The following is a 16,214-nucleotide window of genomic DNA, read 5'->3' on the forward strand; positions in this document are numbered from 1 at the left end:
CATTGGAATTCCAAAAGCAGCAGTCTTGCCCGTTCCGGTCTGAGCCTGCCCAATGACATCTTTGCCTTTTAACAACGGGATTATCGCTTGGGCCTGAATCGGAAAAAGATTATCGAATTCAAGCTCTTCAATCCCCTTCATCACTTCTGAACTCAACGGTAAATCCTTAAAGTATTCCACTTGCATACGTTTCGTTATTCCTATCACAGATATTTTTCATGAGTCTTAAAAGCTTTCAAAAGCTTCTTAAATTAAGCATGAGTTAATGTGACAACTCCATTAAACCCCATCACTCTATAAAAGAGTTTGCCAAGGCCGCGGGAATTCCCGCGTATACATTGAGACATTTTAGGTCATGGACTTGTGGCGCCGCCGGTAGCATGCACGTGCATTTCTCTTTTCGAAGAGTCGAAGAGTTGAGCGAGTACTTTAGGTCATGATTATCTTAGGGCGATCTAAAGAGACTTCATGAACTGGATACTCACATCTTCATGCATGCTGTTTTTTCTTCGAGAAACCCTTGAGCAGCCTCAAAAGATCAGGCTTGGAGAGATGCTTGGAGCTTCCAAGAACTCTTTAGGCGCAATAGTAGAAGCTTGGAGAGAAATGCCAAAGACCCTTAAGTTCGTAACAGTGGCGTTTCTGGTGAGCGCTTTTGAAGAACCTATGTTTCGAATGTTCACAGCCCTCTACGTATTTGACGTAATTGGAGTAGGTGAGATGCAATGGGGCATCGTAAACACTGCTTCAATTGCAGCAACACTCGTTCTAGGTTTCCCTCTCGGCAAAGTTGTTGACAAGATTGGACGGAAGAAATCCATACTCCTCGCCTACACTCTCTTCATCCCATCAACCATACTCTTCATATCTGTAAGGAATTTCCCTCTGCTACTCACTGTAAATCTACTGTTCGCCATGGGAGGATGCTTAATAATGCCAGCTTACAACGCGTTGCTAGCCGACCTGATTCCTAAAGAGAAGAGAGGCAGAATTATGGGAACAATCGTAACCTTGAACATCCTGGCAACAGTTCCCGCATCGGCTCTAGGCGGGATCCTCTACGGCGTAGCCCCCCACATATCCCTTCATCTTAGCCATGATCCTAGGGGCTACTGTAAGCCTGCTAATACTATTCACAGTTAAGGAGCCCAAGACGAAGGAAGAGTAAATATCGCAGCGCAGGAAGTAACTCCCGTGACTCTTGGAACTTTCACAGAGTAATTGCTCTCTCAACATGGATCTGCGATGCTTCGAAACTGATGGGCGGGAGGGATTTGAACCCTCTCCACAGTGGAGACATCCCCGCAAACTCCCCTTTTTTATGCGGCGTCCATTTAGTTTTTTGGCTTTTTCTGATGCTTTATAACTCAACAAGTAGATGGCTATTGATATTGTGAACGTGCCAAATATGAAGCCTTACACGCCAGAGGATGAACAGCTGTTATACATACTGCTCGTAGGGAAGAAAGTAAACATGTGATATCGTGCATGTACACTAAACTATCTTTGAGATGGTTTACTTTTCTCAGGCTCACCGGCTATAACCTCCTCTTCTATGAGCTCAACAATGAGCGTTGGCCCCTCCTTTGCCAAAATTTTTACCCTACGATTAGGCTTTATGATCGTGTCTGAACGTGCCCTCCAATACTCACCACGAAACCGAATAAACCCCACTTTCTCCGGGCCAATCTCATCTAACGTTCGACCAATTCCACCAATAAGTTCAAGCACAGTAAGCCGCTTTTTCTTCGCCTTAACTATCTTATAAAGAACCAACGCTGAGAAACCTGTCAAAATTCCTACAAAAGCTATCACCACAACCATGAAAAACTGGTACCATTCTGGAGAAATCAGCCATCGTGTAGGATCAAATCGAAGCAAAAGCAACGTTCCTACGGATAAACAAAATATTCCAGCTGGACCAAAAAACTGGAGTCCTAGTTCTCTCATCTCCACGAATACTAAAACTCCGCCCAAAGTAATGAGTACAATAGGTAAGAGATCAACATAGAACCCCAGCCCAATTAAACCCAAGATTAAAAGGACGCCTCCTATGATTTCTCCTTCATATCCAGCGGTGAAGAAGCCAAAAATGACGCCGTAAACCCCAAGAGTGAACAAGAGATACGCGATCATAGGGTCTGAGATGACACGTAAAACCCGCACATATATGCTTGCCCCCAAATAGTGTATCGCCACATTTTTTGTTTGAATCGTCAATTGCCCTTTTTCCGCCACTTCCACGTCAATTCCGTCAACAACATCTAACAGTTCTTCTAGTGTAGTCGCCACTTTTTCTATGACTCCATAGTTTTTCGCATCCTCTGCCCCTATGTTAAGGTTCTCCGTCACGAACTTGGCAACAATCGTTTCATTTCTACCGTGCATTTTTGCTCTTTGCACAATGAACTCCGTTAGCGAATTGATTAACTTTGGATCCTGTATCAACTCTCCAGTTGGGTATGCCCGTGGAGCACAAGATCCTAGAATAGAGAACGGTGCCATTGCCACTACGTGTGATGAAAGGACGATAAAAGTGCCTGCAGACCATGCCGTTGCTCCTTTCGGATGTACAAACGAAATCACGGGGATAGATGACCGTTCAATAAGGTCTATAATATTAAATGTTGCATCTAGCGAGCCTCCATGAGTGTTTAAAAGAAGCACCACGGCCTTAGCATTGATTTTGTAGGCTTCATCCAGCCCCTCCTTAATAAGTTCTGAAGCACCAAAGTTGATCACTCCATCTAATTCTATAACGATCACCGAATCACTGCTGGATCCAAAAGAAGTACAAACACCCAGCCATACAGAAAAAAAGAGGATTATAACAAGTACGCGCGCGACACGTAGGCTCATTTCTTCTTAACCTGTTCCCCTTTTCCCGCGGTTGCGCGGGCTATGGCAACGATGTTCCCAAGTTCGCGCAAGTCAGTGGTCGAAGTAACCACTACCAGATTCTTTTCTCGTGCAATGTCTGTCAGTGTTTGGAGCTCTCGCAACTTTAATGTGATCGGGCTTTTGCTGTAGACTTCTGCGGCAAGCGCCATCTTCTCCGCTGCGATATATTCTCCCTCAGCCACGATGATCCTAGCTCTCTTCTCTCTCTCAGCCTCTGCTTGCTTTGCAATTGCCCTCTGCATTTCCGCCGGAAGTAGGACATCGCTGATGGCTACCGCGCTCACTTTTATACCCCACGGGTCGGTAGTCTCATCTATTTCCTCCTGAATCTGCTTTGTGAACTCTGTCGTTTTTATCAACAGGTCATCAAGCTCCGCGTGACCTAAGACATCCCGTAACACGGTCTTTGCTAACGTTTGAGTGGCATGAACGTAATTCTCTACCTCGCAGATCGCCTTTATGGGATCGATCACTCGATAATACACAAACGAGTCTACATCGCACCGTATGTTATCCTTCGTAATTATTTTTATCATGCGTGCATCGTATGTTATGGTTCTTAAATCCACTACGCGTGTTTTGTCGATTCCTGGTATAATGAAAATCAATCCTGGACCCTTGGCACCGACGAGTCGACCTAAGCGGAAAATAACTGCTCTCTCATATTCTCTCACGATTCTAATCGAAGACGTCAGGATGGATAGGACAATTATCACGAGAACAAACAAGGCAAGGATTTCATATATCAAAGGAATCACTGAAAAACCATTGAAAGATGCCCATTAATAAATGTATATCTCAAGTCCCCCTTCTCCTCCTCAGCACACCCTCCAAAGGAGCCCGTTATATGTACGCACATGTAACCAAAGTGGTTTGCAGAAGAAAAACAATAGGAAGCCAAGAAAATAGTACTAAAGCACAAGAAACCATACAAAATCTTGAAACAGAACTTATGTTGTGAGTGGAGAACAATATATGAGTATGATACTCAGATCTCTAATTCTAGCAACGTTTCTCCTTTTTGGGATACGTCCTAAATGGAGCTCGCGGCTCTAGGCTTGACCATTCTGTTGAATCATCTAATTTTGAAACTGAACGTAATAGTTCAAATGTTATCCAGCGGGAAGCCTTTGGATAAGGGATATATTCCCAAAGGCCGAGGGACCTTGTAAGCCCAGAATGAACTCCACCAAATCTGTGATGCGTTCATCACTGCGATTTGCCAGCAAAGGTCAAGAGTAGGCCATTCATATCCTCTGGACTTGCCTTATCAACTGCCTTGCCATTACGATGCTCTTGCAGAGTACTGTTCAAAACTAACCGCACACTTTGTACACCGCTCCTTGATCAACCATCTCGCTTCAAGAATTTCTTGAATCCTTCTCCATCCATGATTCTCACATCTTTCCGCAATCCCATAATGAGAGTCAGACTATCTTCTAATTCAATTTTTATGATCTATGAAAAAGCCTCTTGTATAACTCTTAGTTTTTTGGATTTGCCTAGATTTTCGGTATTTCATAATCAGTAAGAAACTTGAGCCAGGCTCTTGCCGTTAGTGTGTCTCCAAACAAAGTTTAATAGCTATAGTGGTTATTAAAAAGGAGAAAAGTATATGCCACGAATAGGTGTGATTGGTGTTTTCAAGACAATCATCAAATGTTTAGGGAGGATGTGCTGACGATGGAGATTAAAATTGGAGATAAGATGAAGATTCCAGCGGATGAGAAGTTTCATCCAGAGAGGGGGCACTTCGGCAAATGTGTGTGGATAAGTGAGGATGGAAAAACTGCAGCGCTAATGTGTGAAAGGAGCCACGAAGGCAAAAAAACTGCTTTCATGGTGAAAGTCAATTCTGAGAAATGAGCTTCTGAAAAGCTCGCGAGCCTTCAATCATCTATAGACGTTGCAAATTGCACCCCGCCCATTCGCTTTATTCTCGTACGTACAATTTCATAAAGATCTCCCACAATATGTGCTTCAATTATCACTACTAATGCCTGCATGCTAAATCGTACGCACCATACAACATGAGTGGTTCTTTTACATATTTGATCTTGCGTAGCGTCCGCAACACTTCTACCTCCCTTCTTGGCTCCGCAAACCTTGAGACAAACAGACCGCTTCTATTGAGAACATCAAAGTAATTTGTCAGTGTTCTGTGAAAGCTGATTGTTCTAAATAGCGTCTAAAGTCTTTCCTAATTCCATCGGATCGGATACTCAGTTTCCTTAAAATATGTATCTGTTGCATCTGCTCTCTCCTATTGACTATTTTTTTTAAAATAGGGATGAGGAATCGAAAACACAAATCGACCAGCAGACCTTAAAACCCTAGATGCTTCTGATACTGCCTTTCCGTAGTTTTTAATATCTCAAAGAGGAAGTAGTGGAGGGACTTTTTAGTTAAGAGGGGTAATGGAGATTGAAGAGAAAAGACATGATGAAGTCATGATGATGCTTCGTACGATCCAGTTTTAACAGATGACAGCAGCTTGGAATTATTGAGCAGATAGAAAAATTAGGACTGCTGGAATAAGGAAATATTGTTCTAACATTGTTTTTAGATTAATAGTTGGATGCAGTCTGCTATGAAATGAGCGATTATGGCTCCTAATATGGCGAGTAGAGCATATTTTAGTCCTTCTTTGTAGGGCTTTTCATGGCTTATTTTGCCTACGTAGCTTCCTAGAATGAATGCCATTATGGTTCCGATTACGAATGTAAGTATTGTAGCTTGGTTTATGGGAAGAACTATGAATGGGGATAATAGAATTAGCACAGCGGCGATTGTTGATGTGAATGCAAAGAGGGTGTTTGCGAGGATCTCCTTCTTGGAATGTATTCTTGTTGTTGCTCCGAGGTCTGTCGTTTCGTGGATTTGCAATGCTCTTTCCGCTGATTGAGACATGAAGAACCCGATGGAATTTCCAAATGCGTTGGCAAAGCCACCGATTATTCCAGTAATTATCACAAACCGAGTGGAGGCAGTAACCTCAACAACCCCTATTATCAGACCTAAACACATAATCAAACCATCAGCAAGCCCAAAGGCGATTCCTTCTAAACGATAGCTTTCCTTTGATGGTTCTTCAGTCATCTTGCAGCCCCTTGTTCTAAAAGCTAGCCAGATGACCACGATTTATACATTGTGTTGACAAAGAGGCCAATCGGACCACGAATAAGCCGTCACGTAGTTAAATTCTTGGAGAGACATGCGATACGCGGACCTGTCCGCTTGGCTACTCTAGTGCTTGGTGGAACATTTTAAAGTCAGATATTCGAAATTGTCTTGTGGTGTAAGAATTGGTCCTGCCCGCTAAAATCTTCGAGATAAAAGAAGAAGCTAACCCCGAACTAATAGTTGGAAAGCTCAAGGATTTCCGAGAAGAGGAACTTTACGAAACAGAGAAGGGCGAAACCGTAAACCTAGTAACAGAAATTCTAGACTTGAAACTAGAAGAGGGCACGGTCTCAGGTGTTTTCAGCAAAGATTTCGTGCAAAGACGTTTCTACAAACGGAAGTTGATCGAGACCCCCATCACGGAAGAGTCCTCTTTTTGGATTAAATCATTCAATGGAAGAGTTTTCATCATCGTATCAGCGCCTTCTGTGGCCCGCGGAGTGAAAAAACTATTAACAAACTACGTTGCGAACAAGCTTAGCAAAGTCCTTTTTATCACGCCGCATGCGATTGTCGAGGCAAAAATTTCCCACGCAACTCTGAAGAAGCTTCACGAATCAAACCCACAGGCGACAAGGCTCATATGGTTTGACCAGGTTGACATACCTGGCGTAGAAAAACTTTGTCTGGCAGGATCGGGGCTCACTGATACAAAGCTATATCGTGATTATCTTGAACATGGAAAAATCTGGTATGTCGTCTTTGAAGTCCATAAGCGCGGGATTACAGTCGGGATGACGAGGAATAGTGTAGTGACACTCTTCAGCAAAAGCACTCCTGAAGAATTCGTAGAATACATCCTAGAAGACATTCTAATGCTCATTGAGTAATAGAATAGGTACACATGGCATTATTCTTCAATCATTCTTGGGTGAACCGAATGACGACAATGGGGACACGTCACTTGACCTCTGGGGTAACCTGCCCGCCACTTCTTTTTACAAAAAGGACATTGCAACTTCATCGTCTTGCCAGGAAGAAAGAATTTTTGTCGACTGAAAATAAGCACCGCGATCCCTAAAATCAACGTTGCCACTGCCAAAATTACGAAGTATGCTAGTTTGAATTCGATACTATGAGTCAGAATGAGTTGTTCTTCCCAGAGAAAAGCCCAAAAGGCTGACATGGGATCTGCGTCAGAAAACAGTTTCGGCCATGCTTTCCACGCCACAACAATAAGTGTAGTAAGCCCAATGAAACAAAGCGTTGCACCAAGTACATAGCCCAGCTTATGCCGTCGAACTGTCATCTTCAACTTTGCAAACTCCAAATTTAGGTTGTCTCACAAAAAAGAGTTCTAATTAACTTCTTAAAGTTGTTATGAATCTAAACATCAGGTTACGTTTACGCTTGTGTGCGAGTAGTTATCTAAAGAGAAACCTTTCAAACAACTTCTAGATGTTCTCTTAACGAATTTGAGTGTCACATGCACCTGCGTGTTGAAAACGCAAGTTAACTCTCAAGCTCAAGAAAGCTTCAGATATGGTGTTAACACGCGTTAGAGATGTAATAGGTAGCGTATACTCTGAAAACTCGGCTGAAGATTTTCTAAAGATGTTGGAACCTGCTAAATGACTAGAGTGAAAGTCTGAAGCTTGGAAAAGGTTTATATGAGAATTCAACAGATTCAGCTTTCCATTAGTTGTATAAGGAGAAAGTTGAATGGGAAGATTGCTAAAAAACAAAACGTTGAACTATTGGGTTTGTGGCATAATTTTCAGTATAATCTTCGCAATAATCGGCGCCATAACCAATTTCGCAATGGATACAGCAGAATTTATCGTAGGAGCTGTTCTTGCATTTATTCTCTACATAATTATCATGCCATATATTACTGGGCGTCTGGTGGATTTCGTCTCGGATAGGTGGATGGATTAGCCACGTTAGAAAACGTGCGTGCACAAAGAGAGAAATGAAAATCAACGTACATTGAGAGTAAAGAAAACGCTTTGAGGCTGAGCGTAAAGTTCTTTCTTTTTTCTTGAAGCCTCTAATTAAGGTCTTCTTACAATTATCCTTTAGTTTTTCCCTAAACCTGTTTTGACAAAAAAAGAGTTGGGAGGTTGCGCTATTCGATGCCCCACCGTTTGGTGGCCTTTACTATGATGAAGATTACGAAGGCTACGATGATGAAGGTTATCAGCGCTGCCAAGAATTCTCCTACGACGAAAAGCTGGCCAACATAGTTTGGGTCTATTGGGGTCCCCTGGCTATCCAATTCTGTCGATGGAACTGGTATTTTGAATGTGGCCAAATTTCCAAGGCCGGGTACAGCGAGGCCTATTACGGGCATTACTAAGCCTGTTACAAGTGCTTGGACAAGGGCACCGAGATAAACACCCATGATAAAGGCGACAGCAAGGCCCATGACTTTGTACTTTGAAAGGAAGTCCCTGAATTCATTCCGCATGCCTTCCTTTGGTGGCGGGGGTGGCGCCGGCGTCAACAATTCACGAATCTTTGTAAGCTCCTCCAACATTTTATCTTCTTTCGTCAACCTTTTCCCTCAGTGCTCCCTCATATTCAATTGCTTTTATAAATTGCCCAATTTCAAACATGCCCCGCGCGCATGCCAGCTCGCTAAATGAGTAACAAAGCCTTTGTTTTCTTTCTTTTCCGTTTCTTTTTTGTGGCTTTTTTCTTTTCTACACGTTTCTTGGCTGGTTTTCTTTTCTTTTTTGCCTGTTTGCTTACGCTTGTGGGTGCAGGGATTTTTTGTTTGCCCAAGACGGTTCTGAAGGCTCCATGTTTAGGACATTTGAAAAGCCCTATGTGAAGTTGAACTCTTTCACCTTTTCGGTTTGGGCGTCCCGCCATCTTCCAAGTCTTTCTCGGCTTGGCTATTTCCATTCCACACTTGGGGCATTTAGCCACCCAGCCTTTTCCAGCTATAAAATACATTCGTCCCCTAACGATTTTCATATTAGTCTTTCTTTTCTCCACCAAACGATAAAGGAGGGCAGTAAAATCTGCTATGGCGAAGGTTGACATTTTACTGATTTCAGGGGTACTGAATTCCGTGTGATAGCGTATTCCCTCCATTATTTCTTGGGACGTGAAGGCTCGATCTTTTCGTTGTTCCAAAAAAGAAAGTATTTCCTCTTCTACTTTGCTGTGGAGTTTTCCATTTTCAAACTTTTTCTTATTTATGGGCATAAGGCTCCTCCTTTTAGGTTTTGACGTCTCAAATCTTGTTTTGCATAAACGCGCGTGTGAATATCCCTCTATCTTGATCTTGCTTTAACTCTTGGCTCAAGCATTGTCCAAAGCCATTCTACAAATTCTCTCAAGTTCTTGGTTTGAATATATACGTCGCCTGGACCCCTAATTTCAGTGACTAATCCTTCACCGCCCAGCAAAGTTTCTTTTAATCCTCCGAATTTCTTAACTTTATAGTTGCAAGTATCCCTGAAGGCAACGAGGTGGAAGTTATCAACAATCAAGGTTTGATCCGGCTTCAGTGTATGTTTGTCTATGGCACCGAAAGTGTTTATGAAAAGTGTTCCGTCACCTGTAACTTTTACCATGAATAGTCCTTGTCCGAAGAGCCCTTTTGTGAAGCCTTGCCATTGAACGTCTAAATCTACGTTTTGGGTAGAAGCGATGTAGGCGGCTTTTTGAATTATGTAGCCTTGGTTTGGTTTAACTTCTAAAGTTTCGATGTCGCCCACTGGAGCTGAAACAAAGGCCACTTCCCCCTCATTTTGTTCTGCTCTGTAATCATTTACCCAGAAGGACTGACGTCCAAACAATTTCAAGCCGATGCTTCCTAGAAGGCTTTTCTCACGCTTTCTAGTGTGAACATCAATGTTTGGGTCCATATAGGTCATTGCTCCAGACTCCGCGGTTATAGTTTCGCTGGGCTTCAACTTGACGACAAGCATTGAATACGAAGGCTTATACTTAATTTCATATTCCACTTCTATTCCCACTCCAAATGTTTGTAAGTGAACTTGTTAATAAAATTGCGCGCTCACAAATCTGAACCGCGCTTTCCAACAGCTCTACAGCCAAGCAGCTAGGACCATCAGCGCATGACAGCGCAGAGATATTCTACAACGTTTTGTAGATAAGTTTTAAATTCACCGCAATGAAATCAAATTTGACTCCTGCTTAATGCAGCATAATAGAAATGTTGTGTGACGTTATGGAAAAGGAAAAGATATTACAAACGATAGAACGTGACAAAATAGACTTTATAGATTTGATGTTTTGTGACCTCTATGGTAATTTAAAGAGCGCCACGATTTCGCCCAGGGAGTTAGAGGATTGCCTTGACCATGGAAAATGGTTTGACGGCTCTTCTGTAGAAGGATTTACTAGAATACACGAAAGCGACATGCTATTGGTTCCAGACATATCCACGTACCTTCGTCTTCCTTGGCTGCGTGATGACAGAAACGTGGCAAGGATAATCTGCGACGTTCATGAACCAAGCAAAAACCCATTTGAAGGCGATCCTCGATATATCCTGAAACGAGTTCTGGAAAAGACCAAAAGCAAGGGGCACTCCTACTACGTGGGTCCAGAAATCGAGTTTTTCCTATTTAGATCCAAAGAAAACGCAACTTATCACGATACAGCTGGATATTTTGACTTCTCGCCCCAAGACTTTGCAACTAGTATACGAGCGTTAATGGTTACCACCTTGGAGAAATTAGGCGTAAAAGTTGAAATGTCGCACCATGAATGCGCTCCAAGCCAACATGAAATAGATATACAATACTCTGAAGCCTTGAAGACTGCTGATAACGTGATGATTCTTAAACAAGCCATTAAGACTGTTGCGAGCGACAAAGGTTTACATGCGACTTTCATGCCGAAACCTATCTACGGTGTCAACGGAAGCGGAATGCACACACATCAATCAATCTTCAGCAAAGACGGCCAAAACCTCTTTCATGACAAAGAAGACAAGTACAGTCTATCTTCTCTCGCTTATTACTTCATGGGAGGCCAACTTGAATACATGCGAGAAATCGCAGCCATCTTATGTCCCACGGTAAACAGTTACAAACGGCTTGTACGAGGGTACGAAGCACCCGTTTACATTTGCTGGGGGCAGAGAAATCGCTCAGCGTTGATTAGAGTTCCTAGATTCAGTGCGGGAAGAGAAAAGTCAACGAGGCTTGAACTAAGATGCCCCGACCCAAGCTGCAACCCCTACTTGGCCTTCGCTGTCATGCTAGCTGCTGGTCTCAAAGGCATCGAAGAAAAGATTGAACCACCATCTGCCGTAGAAGAGGACGTATACGGCTTTGACGATCAAAGACTTGCAAAGTTTTACATCAAAACTCTGCCGGCAAATCTCCGCGAAGCTATTGAAGAGCTTGAAAGAAGCAAATTGGCGGAAGAAACATTAGGTGAACACGCGTTCAAAAAATACATTGAGGTCAAGTTAACAGAATGGAATGAATTCCAGAGAAGCGTCACAGACTGGGAGTTTGACAGGTATCGAAACTTGTAAACTAGGCGTGCTTCTCTAACGTTAATTCTATGTCGCCAGACCTTGCTTTGCTATTTTATACGTTTTCGTTACATCTTCAATTTCACCGTTTTCAAAAGCGTACACTTCTTTCAAGTTCTTCTTCCAGTTTCGTTCATACATCTCAGGATCATCTATCCTCTTTTCCGAAGGGTCAACGTGAACCCACTTGCCCTGCTTTTCGTCCCAAACCTCTGTCCACGCGTGATCTGACATGTCAAGGATTAACCTCGCACGGTAACCGTTCGCAAGGCAGATAGCTGTGAACAAGACACTGAATTCTCTGCATTTGCCCTGACCGTACTCAATTATTTCAAAAGGATCGCTATGGCGCACAATGTCGCCCTTGTTGAATTCTACTCTGTCATGAACCCATTTGATCAGTTCGGGCAAAGCCTGCCTTTTCTTAAAGAATTTTTCAAGCCGGCTCAGTAAAGAGGGGTCTGTGAGTCTTTCGCTGATTCTCCGGTACATTTTTATGGCTTCCGGATTCGGCGATGAATTCATGGCATTTTTCTTCCGGTTTCAGATACTTATGGGCGAGGTTCAACGATATGTTTCTTAGGAGGCTTCGAAAATGTCTTATGAAAGAGAAATAAATACTTCAAGTCAGTGTCGTGCGTGCGCGTGCACAAGCTAGTTTCATTGCTGAAAACGTGAATTTCAAATATTTACTTGTGTTTCTTAAGAGATTTATCCGCCGCAATATATCCTTAAAGAGAGACGGTGCTATGACTCGTTCAAAGCTGGAAAGGTATCTTAGCATTCTTGAAGTTTTGGTTTCTCGACCCTTGGAACTTGAGATAATTCTTTATCAGGTCGACGAAGAGTGGGGTATTCTGAAGGAGTATTTGGACTTTCTGATTCTGCATGGACTTGTTGAGAAACTCCCCTTAGACAAGAAAAGAGTCGTTTACACAGTCACTGAGAAAGGACTCGCATTACTGAGAACGCTACAAGGACAGGAATATCTTGACGAACACCAGAACTTATTGCTAGTATACGAAGAATAAGCGCGCGCATAGTATTATTCGAGTATCTGTAGTATAGTCAGGTTAGAATAGCCTATAATGGAGATATCTCCCGAAGACCAAACTATTAGTTGGATTTCGTGAATTCTTGATATACAGAAAGTGATAATCAGAGGGTATTTATAAATATTGTGTTGGCGGGTTCTGTCAAGTCTTCGTCAGATTAGGATACTTGTAAACTTTCGTCTGATAGTAACATTTTGGAATTTAGTGAACTTATATCGTTGTCTGCGAAGAAAACTTTTCTCGCTTTGAAAGTGGATATTTATCGATAAGTTCGTCTATTTCTTTCATTATCTCAATCGTTCTAGAAATGGCAACGATAATTTTTTGATACAATTCAATTTCGTCATACGTCAATTCGAATTTTCGTCTATCTTTTAGCCATTTATAGCAGACTTGGTAACCTCCAACTTGAAAGTTCCATATCTCTCTCTCAACTTTGCCAAAGTATTGATCCTTATTTATGTAGACTCTCTCGTTTTCTTCCTCATATCTCGGATACTTTCCTTGTACTCTATTTGTTCCACTTCTCGGAAAGGATGTAATAAATTGAGACAAAACTGGTGATTTCAACAGATGAAGAGACACTAGCTCTTCACCCATCTGAACTAAAGAATGGAATAAAGTTAAGTCTTCAGTTATCTGGATTCGAGGATATTCTATCTTAAGAAACTCTGAATATCGTTGTCTATATGTTGGGCAATGCAAGAGTGCGTAAATGTAGTAGAGTAAATCTTTGACACCAATTGTAGTTGAAAGATTCCCCTTATCTTTATCTACAAATTTTAGTCTAAGCCTTGTCTCAACATCTTTGATAAAATCTCGGTTAATGTTAGGTTTTTTAGAAGAATAATCATTAGAATAGATATAGAGTGGGAAAAGATAGGTACTTCCAGCTCCAGTAGTCTTATTTCCTGCACTACATTGATCTGCAATACTGTCTGAACAAAAGACGTAAGAAAATTCAAAGGTTGGGGAATGAGGACGGTGTGTTAAGAACGCTAGATTTGATCTGAGCATATGCCTTTGAATTTGAAAAACAGGTCTCTCTAGAATATGCTTTGAGTAAAATATATGTCTATAGTCGAAGGGACGGTATAAACAAAGTCTAAAATCGTCTTCCCAATTAACGTCTTCTTGTAGGTCTCTTTTCGCCTCTGAAACATTCCAACTTGAGGTATCGTGTAGAGAGTATTTCTGGATAACCTCTTTAGCCTTTTCCTCATCATTCTTAAAACATTTGATGCGCTCTCTTAATCGTGTTAGATCACGATCTATGACAAAACTATCTCTAGCTGTTACAAACCCTACATTACTCTCTGGGAATATCTCGGGGATAGACCAACCTCTCTCATATTCTTTCTTGAGTGCAAAATCCTTTGGAACGAAGAAATAGTATGGTGATTGAGGTTCTATTATTTCCCAATCATTGTTTTTCAAAATCGTATAGACATCATTATTTTCCAAGAAACTATACTTAGAGTTTTGTGAACCCCAGACATCTTTATAGCTTATTGTCTTCTTCTTGATTCTTGGATTTTTGATAAAAATACTGATTGCAACGCCTTGACGAATATCGAATACATTTTCGTCTAATCCCCCATCAGGGGTTGTCTCTTTCTTTAATGCATTACCATGAAGGTTCAAAATAAAGATCGAATCAAAAGTGTTCATAAGAGATTGACGCATCCCCCTGAATGTAGGATTATCTAAGTATCCATGATTTGTAATAAAAGCCAAAATGCCCTCCCTAGTTTGTTCAATACGCCATTGACCAAAGCGGATAAATTTTACATAATCATCTTGTATCCAGAGCTTTTTTTCCTTGAGAGGCTTGCCATCTACCTCACGATAATCACTAATTAGATTCAGTATCCAATTGCCTCGATTTGCAGAAATCTTGGAATATGGGGGATTACCAAGAACTACCATAATCGGTTTCTCTTTCTTTATTTGAGCAGCAATATTTGCCTCCTCACTTATCCAACCAGCAAACAGTTTTTCAGTTTTCTTCACACCTTCTTCTAGACTATTCGTTAGATAAATCCCTAATCTTTCATCACCAGAAAAACTATAACCTAAATCTTGAAGTTGTAAGCTCAATTTAAGATGTGCAATAGAGTAAGGAGTCATCAACAGTTCAAAACCAAATATTCGAGATAGAAGCTTTTCAGTTACATAAGCATTCCAAAGTCCTTGTTGTTCAGAGAAATAGGTGTAGATGGTATCTATGACTTTGAATAAGAAGGTTCCAGTTCCACATGCTGGGTCTAAGACTAGAGTTTCCGAATCTGCGAGACCCCTTGATTTGTTAAAGCTCTTCAGAAGTATCTTGTCAATCGATGATGTGATGAATGAAACAACGGATAGTGGTGTATAAAATACACCTCTCTTAACTTTTGTCTCAGGGTTATAGACTGAAAGGTAAGTTTCATAGAAGTTGACGATAGGGTCTTCCTTTCCTTTCTGTTTCGCCATCTCATTAAGAATAGCATTAATGTCTGTTTTCGCAAGTAATTTAGTGGCTTCATCTACAATCCATGCGATACGCTCATCCAACTCGTAACCCGCAATTTCAATAAACAATTTTCTTAGAAATGGATTTGTCTTTGGAAAGCTAGATAGTGCTTTTTCCCTCGAAAAATCAGGTTCATCAGGTAGATTGCATCTACTCGAAAATAGTCCATATGGGATAGTTTGAGCATACATATCAGCAAATTGTTCAAGGGTGAGATCAGGGATTAGAATTTCTTTCAGACTTTCGAATTGAGAATGAAGGTTTCCTATATTCTCTTCTTTTTCAAATGTCTTGATTATGAGAACTTTGAGAAGACGTGAGAGTGAAGCCATTCTCTCAGCTAGTTCATATGAATTTTTGATTGTTGGAATGTCTATGCTATAATAACTATTCAACAAATCATGAAATTTTTCAAATTCGTTCTTGTTGATTATTAAATTATCTTCTTGATCTAGAGAAGCAATTTTAACGATTGGTTCTCTTAACTGACCATTTACATACCATCTGAACTCAAGATAATCCGTTAAAATAAGATTGGGTAAGGACAAATATCTTTTGATTTGCTCACTTTTTTCAACTTGAATCAAGGAAGTACATATATCTTTTGTTTCAATGTAACCAAGAGGTACATTACCCTTAAGCAAAATATAATCTGGCGAACCACACTCAATTCTCTTTGGTTCATTTATTACATTAACATCCGAATAGATAGATTCCAAAAATTTCTTTAGTGCAAATCTATGGGTGTGTTCTGTATAATTGCCAAAAGCCAAATTCTTTTCTAGTTCCTTGAGGTAGACTTTTAAACTAGCTTGGAAACTCATTTATTTTCATAAATTGTTTACGCTTTCCTACAATAAAGGATTTCTTATCTAAGGTAGCTTGTTTTATGAGTGAGAGTTCCGAAGAGTTTTACCAGCATTTTGGATTAGAGTTTTCCATTTGTTCTTTCCTTCAATGGTTATTCCACATGCTTCAGCAGGAGTCTTACCATCTAACCCCTCATGTTCTCATATGTAGTTATGGTAGATTTGGTAACCTTTCAATATTGGAGTGTCCTTTTTCTTTAACCCTCGCATAACTTTCTCTCTAT

At 41.1% G+C, this 16,214-nt stretch carries 16 protein-coding genes; 6 read left to right on the forward strand and 10 right to left on the reverse strand.

Translation table 11 applies throughout. From position 1 onward, the window contains the following. On the reverse strand, positions 1–186 hold a 186-nt coding region (locus KAU88_06370), incomplete at its 3' end, for a DEAD/DEAH box helicase (protein ID MCK4478134.1). Between the two features lie 282 nt (positions 187–468). On the opposite strand from KAU88_06370, the gene KAU88_06375 reads away from it, so the two are divergent. Continuing rightward, positions 469–1,143: an MFS transporter gene (locus KAU88_06375; protein ID MCK4478135.1), complete on the forward strand. Its 675-nt coding sequence runs from the start codon at positions 469–471 to the stop codon at positions 1,141–1,143. A gap of 357 nt (positions 1,144–1,500) precedes the next feature. Here KAU88_06375 and KAU88_06380 read toward each other — a convergent pair whose 3' ends face one another. After that, positions 1,501–2,766, reverse strand: coding sequence for a nodulation protein NfeD (locus KAU88_06380; GenBank protein MCK4478136.1), 1,266 nt, complete (start codon positions 2,764–2,766; stop codon positions 1,501–1,503). 89 nt (positions 2,767–2,855) lie between these two features. After that, a complete protein-coding gene (locus KAU88_06385; protein ID MCK4478137.1) occupies positions 2,856–3,659 on the reverse strand; it encodes a slipin family protein in 804 nt (267 codons plus the stop codon). A 925-nt stretch (positions 3,660–4,584) separates the two neighbouring features. On the opposite strand from KAU88_06385, the gene KAU88_06390 reads away from it, so the two are divergent. Next, positions 4,585–4,767, forward strand: coding sequence for a hypothetical protein (locus tag KAU88_06390; protein MCK4478138.1), 183 nt, complete (start codon positions 4,585–4,587; stop codon positions 4,765–4,767). 696 nt (positions 4,768–5,463) lie between these two features. Here KAU88_06390 and KAU88_06395 read toward each other — a convergent pair. Continuing rightward, the gene (locus KAU88_06395; protein ID MCK4478139.1) at positions 5,464–6,000 is read right to left on the reverse strand and encodes a VIT1/CCC1 transporter family protein; all 537 of its coding nucleotides are present in this window, start codon (positions 5,998–6,000) and stop codon (positions 5,464–5,466) included. Positions 6,001–6,206: 206 nt separating this feature from the next. On the opposite strand from KAU88_06395, the gene KAU88_06400 reads away from it, so the two are divergent. After that, positions 6,207–6,914, forward strand: coding sequence for a hypothetical protein (locus KAU88_06400; protein MCK4478140.1), 708 nt, complete (start codon positions 6,207–6,209; stop codon positions 6,912–6,914). A gap of 20 nt (positions 6,915–6,934) precedes the next feature. Here the strand turns inward: KAU88_06400 and KAU88_06405 are convergent, their stop codons facing one another. After that, positions 6,935–7,339: a hypothetical protein gene (locus KAU88_06405; GenBank protein ID MCK4478141.1), complete on the reverse strand. Its 405-nt coding sequence runs from the start codon at positions 7,337–7,339 to the stop codon at positions 6,935–6,937. Between the two features lie 407 nt (positions 7,340–7,746). Here KAU88_06405 and KAU88_06410 point away from each other — a divergent pair, with 407 nt between their 5' ends. Then, positions 7,747–7,962: a hypothetical protein gene (locus KAU88_06410; protein MCK4478142.1), complete on the forward strand. Its 216-nt coding sequence runs from the start codon at positions 7,747–7,749 to the stop codon at positions 7,960–7,962. A 190-nt stretch (positions 7,963–8,152) separates the two neighbouring features. Here KAU88_06410 and KAU88_06415 read toward each other — a convergent pair whose 3' ends face one another. From KAU88_06415 to KAU88_06425, 3 genes are all read right to left on the reverse strand, one after another. Beyond that, on the reverse strand, positions 8,153–8,494 hold the full coding sequence (locus tag KAU88_06415; GenBank protein MCK4478143.1) for an MscL family protein: 342 nt from the start codon (positions 8,492–8,494) through the stop codon (positions 8,153–8,155). A 170-nt stretch (positions 8,495–8,664) separates the two neighbouring features. Further along, positions 8,665–9,240, reverse strand: coding sequence for a hypothetical protein (locus KAU88_06420; protein ID MCK4478144.1), 576 nt, complete (start codon positions 9,238–9,240; stop codon positions 8,665–8,667). 68 nt (positions 9,241–9,308) lie between these two features. After that, positions 9,309–10,004, reverse strand: coding sequence for a TIGR00266 family protein (locus tag KAU88_06425; protein MCK4478145.1), 696 nt, complete (start codon positions 10,002–10,004; stop codon positions 9,309–9,311). Between the two features lie 227 nt (positions 10,005–10,231). Here KAU88_06425 and KAU88_06430 point away from each other — a divergent pair, with 227 nt between their 5' ends. After that, on the forward strand, positions 10,232–11,551 hold the full coding sequence (locus KAU88_06430; GenBank protein ID MCK4478146.1) for a glutamine synthetase: 1,320 nt from the start codon (positions 10,232–10,234) through the stop codon (positions 11,549–11,551). Positions 11,552–11,578: 27 nt separating this feature from the next. Here KAU88_06430 and KAU88_06435 read toward each other — a convergent pair whose 3' ends face one another. Continuing rightward, a complete protein-coding gene (locus tag KAU88_06435; protein MCK4478147.1) occupies positions 11,579–12,076 on the reverse strand; it encodes a hypothetical protein in 498 nt (165 codons plus the stop codon). A 224-nt stretch (positions 12,077–12,300) separates the two neighbouring features. On the opposite strand from KAU88_06435, the gene KAU88_06440 reads away from it, so the two are divergent. Then, complete coding sequence (locus tag KAU88_06440; protein ID MCK4478148.1) at positions 12,301–12,582, forward strand: hypothetical protein; 282 nt, start codon at positions 12,301–12,303, stop codon at positions 12,580–12,582. Positions 12,583–12,816: 234 nt separating this feature from the next. Here the strand turns inward: KAU88_06440 and KAU88_06445 are convergent, their stop codons facing one another. Continuing rightward, positions 12,817–15,945 carry an N-6 DNA methylase gene (locus tag KAU88_06445; GenBank protein ID MCK4478149.1) on the reverse strand — a complete coding sequence of 1,043 codons (3,129 nt, stop codon included), beginning with the start codon at positions 15,943–15,945 and terminating at the stop codon, positions 12,817–12,819. Positions 15,946–16,214 lie beyond the last annotated feature (269 nt).

It is taken from the genome of Candidatus Bathyarchaeota archaeon (genome assembly GCA_023131225.1).
Classification (GTDB): Archaea; Thermoproteota; Bathyarchaeia; order Bathyarchaeales; family SOJC01; genus JAGLZW01.

What these genes read in the sequence shown, in the direction of transcription:
- KAU88_06390 (MCK4478138.1), top strand. Translation starts at nt 4,585, where the DNA reads ATGGAGATTAAAATTGGAGATAAGATGAAGATTCCAGCGGATGAGAAG.
- KAU88_06420 (MCK4478144.1), bottom strand. Translation starts at nt 9,240, where the DNA reads ATGCCCATAAATAAGAAAAAGTTTGAAAATGGAAAACTCCACAGCAAA.
- KAU88_06440 (MCK4478148.1), top strand. Translation starts at nt 12,301, where the DNA reads ATGACTCGTTCAAAGCTGGAAAGGTATCTTAGCATTCTTGAAGTTTTG.
- KAU88_06430 (MCK4478146.1), top strand. Translation starts at nt 10,232, where the DNA reads ATGGAAAAGGAAAAGATATTACAAACGATAGAACGTGACAAAATAGAC.
- KAU88_06395 (MCK4478139.1), bottom strand. Translation starts at nt 6,000, where the DNA reads ATGACTGAAGAACCATCAAAGGAAAGCTATCGTTTAGAAGGAATCGCC.
- KAU88_06415 (MCK4478143.1), bottom strand. Translation starts at nt 8,494, where the DNA reads ATGCGGAATGAATTCAGGGACTTCCTTTCAAAGTACAAAGTCATGGGC.
- KAU88_06445 (MCK4478149.1), bottom strand. Translation starts at nt 15,945, where the DNA reads ATGAGTTTCCAAGCTAGTTTAAAAGTCTACCTCAAGGAACTAGAAAAG.
- KAU88_06435 (MCK4478147.1), bottom strand. Translation starts at nt 12,076, where the DNA reads ATGAATTCATCGCCGAATCCGGAAGCCATAAAAATGTACCGGAGAATC.
- KAU88_06410 (MCK4478142.1), top strand. Translation starts at nt 7,747, where the DNA reads ATGGGAAGATTGCTAAAAAACAAAACGTTGAACTATTGGGTTTGTGGC.
- KAU88_06375 (MCK4478135.1), top strand. Translation starts at nt 469, where the DNA reads ATGAACTGGATACTCACATCTTCATGCATGCTGTTTTTTCTTCGAGAA.